Origin of the sequence: Dyadobacter sp. CY343 (assembly GCF_021390335.1) — a bacterium.
In the GTDB taxonomy this organism is placed as follows: Bacteria; Bacteroidota; Bacteroidia; order Cytophagales; family Spirosomataceae; genus Dyadobacter.
The window spans coordinates 208,163-219,586 of sequence record NZ_JAJUXK010000010.1; the positions used below are offsets into that span (position 1 = coordinate 208,163).

The 11,424-nt window shown below is 45.4% G+C and carries 10 protein-coding genes; 6 read left to right on the plus strand and 4 right to left on the minus strand.

The annotated features are described in order from the left end of the window. Nucleotides 1-97 precede the first annotated feature (97 nt). Nucleotides 98-982: a glycosyltransferase family 2 protein gene (locus tag LZG94_RS25880; protein WP_233794554.1), complete on the plus strand. Its 885-nt coding sequence runs from the start codon at nt 98-100 to the stop codon at nt 980-982. Between the two features lie 108 nt (nt 983-1,090). Continuing rightward, the gene (locus tag LZG94_RS25885) at nt 1,091-2,509 is read left to right on the plus strand and encodes a hypothetical protein (protein ID WP_233794555.1); all 1,419 of its coding nucleotides are present in this window, start codon (nt 1,091-1,093) and stop codon (nt 2,507-2,509) included. 7 nt (nt 2,510-2,516) lie between these two features. Here LZG94_RS25885 and corA read toward each other — a convergent pair whose 3' ends face one another. Next, on the minus strand, nt 2,517-3,461 hold the full coding sequence (gene corA, locus LZG94_RS25890; RefSeq protein WP_233794556.1) for a magnesium/cobalt transporter CorA: 945 nt from the start codon (nt 3,459-3,461) through the stop codon (nt 2,517-2,519). Nucleotides 3,462-3,602: 141 nt separating this feature from the next. On the opposite strand from corA, the gene LZG94_RS26640 reads away from it, so the two are divergent. From LZG94_RS26640 to LZG94_RS25905, 4 genes are read left to right on the plus strand one after another with little or no spacing between them, the layout of a single operon-like run. Beyond that, complete coding sequence (locus LZG94_RS26640) at nt 3,603-4,055, plus strand: DUF6934 family protein (protein WP_409013372.1); 453 nt, start codon at nt 3,603-3,605, stop codon at nt 4,053-4,055. Continuing rightward, nucleotides 4,039-4,206: a hypothetical protein gene (locus tag LZG94_RS25895; protein ID WP_233794557.1), complete on the plus strand. Its 168-nt coding sequence runs from the start codon at nt 4,039-4,041 to the stop codon at nt 4,204-4,206. The genes LZG94_RS26640 and LZG94_RS25895 overlap by 17 nt, the downstream gene beginning before the upstream one ends. Nucleotides 4,207-4,257: 51 nt before the next feature. Then, nucleotides 4,258-5,442, plus strand: a complete 1,185-nt coding sequence (locus LZG94_RS25900) for an MFS transporter (RefSeq protein WP_233794558.1) — start codon at nt 4,258-4,260, stop codon at nt 5,440-5,442. Further along, nucleotides 5,432-6,037, plus strand: a complete 606-nt coding sequence (locus LZG94_RS25905; protein ID WP_233794559.1) for a YigZ family protein — start codon at nt 5,432-5,434, stop codon at nt 6,035-6,037. Before LZG94_RS25900 ends, LZG94_RS25905 begins: the two co-directional genes overlap by 11 nt. On the opposite strand, the gene LZG94_RS25910 is transcribed toward LZG94_RS25905, so the two are convergent. From LZG94_RS25910 to LZG94_RS25920, 3 genes are all read right to left on the minus strand, one after another. Continuing rightward, nucleotides 6,038-6,202, minus strand: a complete 165-nt coding sequence (locus tag LZG94_RS25910) for a hypothetical protein (protein WP_233794560.1) — start codon at nt 6,200-6,202, stop codon at nt 6,038-6,040. It abuts the gene before it with no gap. A gap of 103 nt (nt 6,203-6,305) precedes the next feature. Then, nucleotides 6,306-8,069 carry a RagB/SusD family nutrient uptake outer membrane protein gene (locus tag LZG94_RS25915; RefSeq protein WP_233794561.1) on the minus strand — a complete coding sequence of 588 codons (1,764 nt, stop codon included), beginning with the start codon at nt 8,067-8,069 and terminating at the stop codon, nt 6,306-6,308. A 36-nt stretch (nt 8,070-8,105) separates the two neighbouring features. Further along, nucleotides 8,106-11,366: a TonB-dependent receptor gene (locus tag LZG94_RS25920; protein ID WP_233794562.1), complete on the minus strand. Its 3,261-nt coding sequence runs from the start codon at nt 11,364-11,366 to the stop codon at nt 8,106-8,108. Between the last annotated feature and the right edge of the window lie 58 nt (nt 11,367-11,424).

Here is an 11,424-nt window from a genome sequence, read left to right on the forward strand (position 1 = left end):
AAGTTCTTGTTAGTAATGCCTTAACTTTGTTGCTCCCAATATGTTAATCGACGGTCAGAAAACTGCGGCTCGTTAATCCATTTAAACCTATATACTGTTGAAGATTTCCGGATTTACCATCATCAGAAATGCGGTTATTAATGATTACCCCATCGTCGAAGCAATTACTTCCATTCTTCCGGTAGTGGACGAAATGCTTGTGAGTGTGGGAGTTAGCGAAGACAGTACGCTGGATCTGATCAAGTCCATTCCATCTGATAAAATCCGGATTGTCGAGTCAGAATGGGATATGTCGCTGCGTGAGGGAGGAAAAGTGCTGGCGGTGGAAACGGACAAAGCTTTGAAACAAATTTCACCTGATAGTGATTGGGCATTTTACATTCAGGGTGACGAGGTAGTGCATGAAAAGTACCACCCGGCAATTCTCGAAAACTGCAAAAAGTATGTCGATAATCCCGAAGTGGAAGGGTTAGTTTTTGACTATGTTCATTTCTACGGAACTTACGATTACGTAGGCGACAGCCGCAAATGGTACCGCCGCGAAATACGCATTATCCGCAATGAGAAGCAGCCACAAGCGACTCCGATAGCAGCATTTCGCGACGCACAAGGTTTTCGTCGCGGGCGGGAGAAATTAAATGTAACGCATTCGGGAGCCGCCGTATATCATTATGGGTGGGTAAAAAGTCCGGTTCAGATGAAGACCAAAATGAAGAATGTGAGCCGGTTTTGGGACGAAGGGGATAAGCACAATAAACTCCTGAAATCAGAGGATTTCTTCGATTATACTGAATTTGACTCTATCAAAAAGTTTGATGGTTCGCACCCGGTTGTAATGCAGGACAGGATCGCGCGGCAAAACTGGAAAATTGAGCTGGATCCTTCAAAAAAGAAATTTCGCTTGAAAGACGCGCTATTATACTGGTTCGAAAAAAAGACCGGCCGCCGGCTGTTTGAGTTTCGGAATTACAGGTTTATCTGAAACGGAATCGCCTCAGCTAAAAGCATGTTTCTGAAAACTTCCGACTCCTCGCTAATTGCTCCAATAAATCTGTATGTTTATCAGGAAATTATCACCACACTGAGATAAATGTTGGAAGTTCCCAAAAGGCAGCTGACTGTTGTTCTGGTCATTTTCGTTGTTCTGGCCCTAACTACCTATTTTTACAGATACCCTACCGGCGACGATGCGTGGCTCGGCGAACAGGCATTCTGGCTGGAAAAGGGAGGTATTATCCGGTCAGAATTTTTCAGGGGACTGGTTGGTTGCGAGAAACAGATCTTTGTCTGTCATAAGCTTTTTCTCATATTCGGAGCTTTGATGATCCGTTTATTCGGCTACGAATTACCCGTTTTACAATTCGTAGGGCTGATTTTCTTTATAGTTCTCATTTGTGAGCTGGTTTATTATATTGGAAAACGAGAAGGCAGCTTTGCTTCGCCTTATATACTCGCACTGTTGATCCTCATTTTTTCCAACAGGCTGTTGATCAAAATGAGTTTCGAAAACCGGCCCGAAATGATGGTAGCCGCATTGGGGTTTGCATCTTTTTTATGCCTGACTCGCAGCAGAATTACCATCTCACAAGCCTTAGGTGCAGGGTTTCTTGCGGGCCTCGCTTTTCTCGGGCACATGAATGGAATTATCTATCTGATAGCCGGCTTTGTCACGCTTATTTACCTGAAACAATATAAGCCCGCTGCCTGGTTTGCTGCCGCAGGCGGACTCACCTCGCTCACTTATTTTCTCGATGTCTGGTCGATACAAAACGGTTTTAGTCTCTGGCTGGCGCAGTTTTCGGGCGATCCGCAGACTGTCGCTGCATTGAAAGGCACCGCGAAGCTCACGCAAATATTGACTTATCCGTTCCTGTTCTTCAAATCGCCGGAGCAGATTGCACTATCGCTGCTTTTGGTATTTCTGCTTTGGAGCCAGCGCGGGTTGCTGAAAAACCTTCCTACGAAACCCAAAGTCTATGCGTTGACTATGTTTTTGTCTTTTTGGACTATTACGAAGGCGAATGTTGGACTGTACATGCTGATATTTATTCCTTTCATGCTCATTTTGGTGTACGAACTTTACAAGTTGCGGCCATTTCGCAACCTGCCTTTCCGCCTCGTGATCGCGACTTACTTTATCATCGGCGCATTTGGAATGTGCCAGATCATTTATGCGAATTTGACTATGGAATATCTGCCGGTATCCTACGAAAAGTTGCGTAACCGCATTGATGATAACGATACCGGATTTGTGCCGCTTACCTTCTTTTTTGATGAATATGAAGCATATCCGAGGCTGTTGACGCACGAAAACTATGAGTTGCAGTCGGGGAAAAGAAATATGAGCACGAAGCACATGGCCAACTGGGCCCGCAAAAACAATGTGGGTTTTATATTGATGGACTATGCTTTCAGGCCGGAATCCTACTATCCCAAGGCAGGTACCAAGTCGATCCCCTTTTATAAATTGACCTATTTCAATGGCAGGTTTGCAATATACGAGCGGTGAATAGGGATCAGATCCACCTTTTTCGCCTAAAAAACCAGAGTACGATCAGCGAAGACAAGACCATGAGAAACAGCGATAGTCCAAATCCCCACGTGTGACTTGTAGTTGGAATATGGTCGTAATTCATCCCGAAAATACCTGCGATTAACGTTGGCGGCATGAAAATGATCGTCACGACGGTGAAGATCTTGATAACCTGACTTTGTTCGAGGTTGATCAAACCCATAAATGTATTCTGTAAATATTCCAGCCGCTCGAAATTGAACGTGGTGTATTCCAGTAGCGAGCTGATATCCTTTAATATGATCCGTAAGTGCTCTTTTCGATCTTCCGGGAAATACTGACTCCTCAAAATTCCAGACAAAACGCGCTGTTTGTCAATACTTGTTTCGCGGAGCATCATCGTAATTTCCTGCAAGCCACTTATGCGGATCAGCACTTCCTGCCGGGCTTTTTGCTCGTGGGTAAGGTCTTTACTGATCGCTGAAATATCCCTTGAAATGCCTTCGAGAGAATCTGCATCTGCTTCAATGCGCGTTTCGAGCAGCAGCAGCATAAAATCCACTCCGCCCTGAATACCTTCGGGGCTCACTTTCATTTTCTTCACCACATCCGCAAAGGTCTTGGAATCGCCCCGGCGATACGTGAAGAGTACATTGTGATTTAATAAAAAAGAGACCGGGTAAGTTTCGTAACCGTCACGGTCTATCCTCAGAAAGTTTGAGTTCGCATTAATGGTCTCATTCTGTTCAAAAAAACGCGAGCTGCTTTCAATTTCTACGATCTCCTGCGGGGTTTGAAAACTGATATTGCATTTGTTCTCCACCCATTCTTCTTCCTCAGCCGAAGGCGATTGCAAATCCACCCAAACCAGGTTTTTTACCTTGCCAAGTTCCCGAACATCATTTTCACGTTTGATCAAACGTCCTTCTTTGTAGAATATGCGTACCATGTTTTAAAGTTGGGGAAAAAGAATTTCCCCGGAAAGAAAGCCCAACATTTTTCCGTTAGAAAGCTCATACAGGCAGTTGGGATATTAGTTTTTTGAAGCTGTTTTGGAATTCTTAATTTCGATTTTTAGAATAAAGATCCATTGAAACACCACTATTATCCCTTTGAAGCATCACTTGATTACCTTTCTTTCGATTTTGTAAGTTGCTCAGAATCCAGGAAAATAAGGAAAAGAGTGGAATTTGTCCCGATCGGAGCTGAACTCTATAATCTTGCATTTGGTGATGTTAATACGTACAATGATATCGATGATCAAGTCATCACCAATAATCGCGACATGGAGAAAGTGTTGTCAACAGTAATCCATATTATTTATGTGTTTTTATCTGTGTTTCCTTCACGAGTTTTGTATTTCGAAGGCAGTACGCAATCTCGAACCAGATTATACCAAATTGTATTGAAAAGAGAGCGGACGAACTGGGGAGATATGTTTGAAGTGTATGGAATGGCAGAAGGTCGAATTCGAATCTTTGATAATTGTATTAATTTTGAATCATTTCTAATCAAACGAAGAAATCATGAAGAAGTCAAATAAAAGAGCTTTGGTTGATTTGTCCCAAATCAAAATCAATCCGGATATAAAGTCCTGTCGAGATTCTCCTTTTGTTGTCAGAAAGGTAGAGGCAGCAAAAAAAGCGCTCGAAAACGTGGACTTGAGTATTTTAAACTTGCCCCACAAAGCTTGATATCTTAGCAAGCGTTTTATTTTGTATGCTTGATTCCTGTAATTTTGCAAAATGCAAAGTACAGCTCCACACAGCATATTCACGACGCAATTCTGGTTACTAGGTCTCAGTTCATTCCTCTTTTCTTCCAGCTTCAATATGCTGATACCCGAGCTACCAGGGTATCTTTCCGCAATGGGCGGCGCCGATTACAAAGGCGCTATTATTGGTTTATTTACACTTACAGCAGGTTTATCAAGACCATTTAGCGGACGGTTGACAGACAGGGTCGGCCGGGTTCCGGTGATGGCGTTTGGCTCTCTGGTCTGTTTTGTTTGCGGGTTAATGTACCCGATTTTTACCACAGTAATGCCTTTTCTGCTGCTCCGGCTAGTCCACGGATTTTCAACAGGCTTTAAGCCAACTGGTACCTCAGCCTACGTGGCGGATATTGTCCCCGCCGAAAGACGCGGCGAGGCGATGGGCATTCATGGAATGTGTATGGGCGTCGGATCCGCATTCGGGCCGGCCGTGGGAAGTATGATCAGTCAGTCATTTTCTCTGAACGGATTATTCTATACATCTTCCATTTTTGCATTGCTTTCAATCGCTATTCTGATGAATATGAAAGAAACCTTGAAAGAAAAACGTCCGCTGTCTGTTGATGCATTCAAAATTGGCTGGCGGGATATTTTCGAGCCAGATGTATTCAGCCCTGCTTTGATTACCTTCTTATGTTACTTCTCATTCGGCGCCGTTGCGACCATCACGCCGGATTTTAGCGACCATTTGGGATTGCAGAATAAGGGGTATTACTTCATGATCTTCACCGTTTCGTCGATACTGGTGCGGCTGGTGGCGGGGAAAGTTTCCGACCAGCACGGGCGTATTCCCGTGACCCTGGCAGGGTGTATTATCCTGATCATATCGATGATCATCACAGGGTATGCCGATACGATCACCTTGTTTTTGGCGGGAGGCGCTGTTTTTGGGATTTCAATGGGAATTTTATCGCCGGTTCTGTCAGCATGGACGGTCGATCTGAGTAGGGATACCAATCGCGGGAGAGCTTTGGCCACGATGTACATTTGCCTCGAAGCAGGTATTGGTATCGGCGCATTTCTTTCCGCTGCCTTATTTGCCAACAAGATCCAGAACCTTCCGCTCGTTTTTTTCAGTATGGGGGGATTTGCGATCCTGGCGTTGATTTACATTTTAGTTATTTATAAAAATAAAAGAGGCGCCCGTGCTATTTGACGATACTTTTCAAACAATAGCCGCTCCCGCAGAAGGTTTCTTCAAAGACAAGGGAAGCAAATTCCTGTCCTACCTATTTCCAATTTCGGTGGAGGCAGACGCGAAAGAGCATCTCGCTGCATTAAAGGAACTACATCCCAAAGCAGTTCACCATTGTTATGCGTATCGGCTTGGAACTGATAAAATGAGCTACCGGATGAGCGACGACGGTGAGCCTTCGGGTACTGCCGGCAGACCGATTCTGAATACCCTGTATTCCAGGGATATTACCAATGTAATTGTAGTTGTTGTCAGATATTTTGGCGGGACATTACTCGGGGTTCCGGGATTGATCAATGCTTATAAAGCGGCCACGGAAGATGCGCTGGCCTCAGCGGAGATCGTAACCCGGCATTTCATCAATAGATATAAAATGGCATTTCAATACCCGCAAATGAACGATGTAATGCGGATCGTCAAGGAAATGGAGCTGACTGTATTGGATCAGCAGTTTGAAATGGAATGCGGCATGACCGTAGAAGTCCGCGTTTCGGCAACGGAAGTATTTGTCACCCGCTCCCAAAAGATTGACGGGCTGAAATTAACGTTGCAATAACTATTCGTTGTCTTTCAGCATTTTAACAAAATCGTCTTCATAAGCTTTCAGCGCTTTCAGTAGATCCTGCAACTCCTTTTCCTCGGGCGTCCCCTTTTTTGCGCCAAAAATCTCATCGGCTCTTTCCGACGCTCTTTCGTATTCCGTTTCGTTTTTGATAACCATTGTTTCTAAGATCTTATGTTAAAGATATCTATAATGGCATAAAACGCAAAAGACCCGCCGGAGCAGGTCTTTGCATTTTAGTCAGGTTAAAAAGTATCGGTAATTAATATCCGGGATTCTGAGTCAGGATCATTTTTCCATCCAGCTGGCTATTCAGGATTTCGTCCTGGGGAAGCGGGTAGTAAAGATTTTTGGCTGTGAAGGTTTTTCCGGCCATATATCCTCTTTTACTGAAAGTGCGTCCCGACGGTTCTTTGCCCGCAGCAGCTTCTTCGGTCGCATATTTGTTCAGCACTTTCTCGGCAATACCCCAGCGTACCAGGTCGAAGAAACGGTGGCCTTCCATTGCAAATTCCAGTCTCTGCTCCATACGAACTGCGTTTCTGGCATATTCAGCGCCTTTACTTGCAAATGTTCCGGCTGGATAAGGCTCCACTTTATAGGTAACGCTCGCATCCTGAACCGAGCCAGTTTTGGCGCGCAGGCGAATCTGATTTACATAACCTTCTGCCGCAGCGAGGTTGCCAAGTTCCACTTCGCATTCAGCCAGCCAAAGCAATACGTGCGACAGTTTGATGAGGCGGAAGTTATTATTCACATTCCTTTTGCTGGTAGAGTGGGTAGTACTGTTCTCCTCTGCGAGGTAGTACATCCATTTTTTACCTAAAAACGGACCAGCATAAGTCTGGTCACGAACCCAGGAAGAACCTGGCATCGGGCCCCAATCGAGGAAATTAACGCCGCGGCGGCCTACTGTCCAGTCAAGGCGGGGATCAACAGGGATCGTTTTGTCCAAAGTGAATGCAGTTGAAGCGGTAATGCCCTGGTCATTTGGCAGGTCTACTTTGTTGTAAGTGTCAAGTGAACCGTCTCCCGCTGCACCAATCATCGGCAAGCCGTTTTCTGTTTTGAAAGCATTCACAAGGTTGTGAGAAGGCTGGTAAAAACCACAGCAGCCACGGCCCGGTGCATTCGCTGAATACGGCCAGTTCAGGTTGTCGCCGGCATTACCGTTGTTTCCATTGGTACCGTCGTTCACCGAAAACTGTACTTCAAAAATCGATTCGCTGTTGTTGTTTCCGGTTGTTCTGTAATTATCGTGGTAGTTGGCGACCAGTTTCTTACCTGAGTTCTGAACCACATCCATCAGCAAAGTTTTAGCTTCTGCCCATTTTTTCTGGAACACCAGCACCTTTGCAAGGTGCGATTTGGCAGCCCATTGCGTAGCTCTCCCTTTTTGTGCTTGTACCGCAGGCAGATTTTCAGCAGCGAACTTGAAATCTTCTTCAATTTTTGGCCATATATCCTCAGTATTAGGGATTTTGGTAGAATTAGGATCCGCCGCTACATAGATTTTATCATCGATGTAAGGTACCATATTCCACATTTTTTTGGCTTCAAAGTGGTAAAATCCTCTCAAAAAACGAGCTTCTGCAACTACCTGCGCAATTTCCGCTTCTGTCATATCCTTCACCAGATCGCTGGTCGCTACCTGGATCACTTCGTTGCAGCGGGCTACGCCGTCATATTGATGCCACCATTTTCCAAGGAAATAAGTGTTGTCCGCAAGCCAGTTGTATTGTTCGATAAAAGATTGCTCAGGCTGGTCGCCTGCATCGGTACCTTTCACTGCGTCGTCGCTGGCAATCCCACCGAATACGTAGTTGGAGATCGTTGACTGCCGGCCGGTATTACCCGAGCCTACACCATCCAGCAAGGAATAAGCGCCGATCAGCAATGCGTTCACCCCGTTTTTATTGCTCAACTGCTCCCTGGACGCGCGTCCCTGGGGTTTCAGATCAAAAAAGCTGTCTGAGCAGGAGAAACTCAGGCCGATTAAAAAGACTAGTAATGTTATTTTTTTCATCTTTCAAATATGAAATTATGTGAATGTCAAAGAAGATTAAAAACCGAAACGTAAGCCCACCAGATAAGATTTTGAAACCGGATAAGCGCCTTCATCTACGCCCATGTGCGTATCCTGATTGTCATTCCCTGATCTTCTCAAGTTAATGTCCGGATCAAGACCCGTGTATTTGGTGAAAGTCACAAGGTTTTGTCCCTGTACATAAACTTGTGCAGAAGCGATTTTCACCTTTTTCAGCAATACCGAAGGAAGGGTGTAAGTCAGCTGGATATTCTTGATACGGAAGTAGGAACCGTCTTCCAGGAAGTAAGAAGAAACCTGCTGGCTGGTCGCATCGCTGGAATTCAACCTTGGCAATTTTGCATCGTCCCCCGGTTTTTTCCAGGAATTGTAGAGCATATCCTTCGATCTGTTTCCCTGGAATACGTTGAAATCTGTCCAGTATCTTACATAATTAAAGATTTCGTTGCCCTGCACACCCTGTCCGAATAAAGTAAGGTCAAATGCTTTGTAGCCCACATTCACATTTACACCATAATTAAAATCTGGGTGGGGGCTACCGATCATAGTCCGGTCTGCCGCGGTAATAATCCCGTCGCCATTCACATCGCGGAATTTGAAGGTACCTTCGCGTGTATACGAACCGAATTTCGGTGCCGCATCGGCTTCTGCCTGATCTTTGATTACACCATCAACAAAGTAACCATAGTAGCTCGCAATAGGAGAACCGGCTTTTGTCGCAGACATCGCAGGAAGACGGGTTGCGAATCCGAAAATAGTAGCGCTCGGGTTGTTGTTCAGTTTCAGCACTTCGTTTTTATAGTGGCCAAAATTCACGCCGACCATATAATAGAAGTCACCTCTTTTATCCCGGAAATTTACTCCAATATCAAAACCTCTGTTACGCACTTCCCCAATGTTGGTATAAGGAATAGTACCTGTACCGGCTGTTCTTGGAATGGCGATCTGCGTCAACATATCGCTTGTGATACGATTGTACAAATCAAGTACGACTTCCATTTTGTTGTTTAACAAAACCGCATCCAAACCAAGGTTGGTAGAAGTATTGGTTTCCCACTTACCATTTGCATTACCAAACTGAACCAGGTCAAATCCGCCGACGATCGATGTTCCGGTTCCGTTAATATCGTACGCATTGTTCTGAGGATCAGGCGCATAAAGCGTATATGCATTGTATACGTTAGGGATCAGCTGGTTACCGGTTTTACCCCAGCCAAAACGTACTTTCAAATCATCCAGAACCTTCTTGGTTGGTTTCATGAAATTCAGTTCTGTCAGACGCAACCCCACCGAGAATGCAGGGAAGATACCGTAACGAAAGGCTTCGGAGAAACGCGAAGATCCGTCGCGGCGTAATGTAAAGTCTGCCAGGAAAAGGTCCTTATAACCGTAGTTGACCTTACCAAATTGTGAGAACAATGCACTCAGCGTCGCACCTGCACCGGCATTGGCCAAACCTGCTGCCGAACCTGCATCCAGGTAACGGTAGTCAAGATCGTCGAATGCAAAACCGCTTCTGCTGGCCTGGAAGCCTGCCGAATAAGTTTTAACAGCCTCCGTTCCTACCAATACATTCAAATTGTGAGAACCGAAAATCTTGGCATAATTCAGTGTATTGAACCAGGTATACGAGCGATCGAGGTTATTGATCACGTTCATACTGTTGGCATTACGCGACTCAGCAGCCTCAATATCGCGGTGGAAATATTCAGAACGGTTGGATTGATTGTACTCCAGACCGAAACTGGAACGTGCCACAAGTCCCGGAAGGATATCCACCTGCGCATACATATTTCCGAATACGTGCGTGCCTTTCGTGATATTGTCTTTCTCACGGTAAAGCCGCGCAAGCGGGTTGGGCGCATTGCCCAGGTTACTACCGCGGCTTCCTGCAAAACCATTATACGCCGAGGTATTGTTGCCGCCAAGTGCCACAGGGCCGTCTGTTACGTCAAAAACCGGGATGATCGGGTGAACGCGGATCGCGAACATGATCGGGTTACCTTCGTCGTTGTTGGTAATACCCTGTCTTTCATCATAAGAGAAAGTCAGGTTTTCTCCCACCGTCACCCTTCCTTTTGTGAATTCGGTATTGGCGCGGATCGAGTACCTTTTATAGTTGGTATATCTCAGAATACCATTTTGCTTGAAATAGTTAGCCGAGATCGCATATTTAGCTGATTTCGAGCCACCTGAAGCGCCAATCTGATAGTTGGTGATAGGCGCCGGATCAAAGATCACATCCTGCCAGTCTGTTCCTTCTTTATTTGCCTTCGTAAAGTTAAATGCTGTTTTGCCAAGATTCGGGTCTGCGATATCATTGGTATACGTGTAGTTTTCAGGCAGTGTACCAAACACATTCGGGTAAATGTAATCTGCGACGGTCTGCTCACCATTTGGGCCAAATTTATATTGTACCGAAGGGGAAGTAGCACTTGGGTTTTTGCCTGCACCCAAATCAGCCTGGTAAAGATATTCTCCCAACTCCCTGGTATTGAGCAGATCCAGCATTTTTCCGGGGCGCTGCGTACCTGTGTAAAAATCGAATGTAATGTTCGGCTCGCCTGGTTTTCCTTTTTTGGTAGTAATAATCACAACACCATTTGCCGCACGTGCCCCATAGATAGAAGCAGCAGATGCATCTTTCAATACCTGCATCGACTCGATATCGTTCGGGTTGATCTGGTTGAGCGTTCCCTGTGTCGGTACGCCGTCAATTACATACAGCGGACTGTTGTTGTTGATCGAACCGAAACCGCGGATACGTACCATTGTTCCGCCACCGGGAGAGTTGTCATTTCCAACTGTTACCCCTGCAGCGCGACCTTGCAGCATTTGCGTTACGCTGGCACTCGGTACCGACGTCAATTCTTTTGGACTAATAACAGTTACCGCGCCCGTAATATCCTGCTTGCGCTGGGATGCATAACCGGTTACGACCACCTCGGTAAGACTTTTTATATCGTCACCCAAACTCACATCTATTACGGATTTCGAACCGACTGTGAATTCCTGTTTAATGTAGCCGATCGACGAAAAGACCAGCACTGCATTAGGTGATTTTACTTCGATAGAGTACCTGCCTTCGGAATCAGTGACGGTGCCTACATTGGAACCTTGTAACTGCACATTCACGCCCGGAATCCCGGCACCATCGGCAGAAGAGGAGACTTTCCCTGTAACTTGTTTGTCTTGCGCATAGACCACGCTGCTACCCAGCAGAGCCCACAGCAAAAGCGTTACGGAAGTCACAATGACTCGTAAATTTTTTCTCATAAAACGGGGATGTTAAAATGTTAATTATGTATTACTAATGGTCAATATAATATCAAAA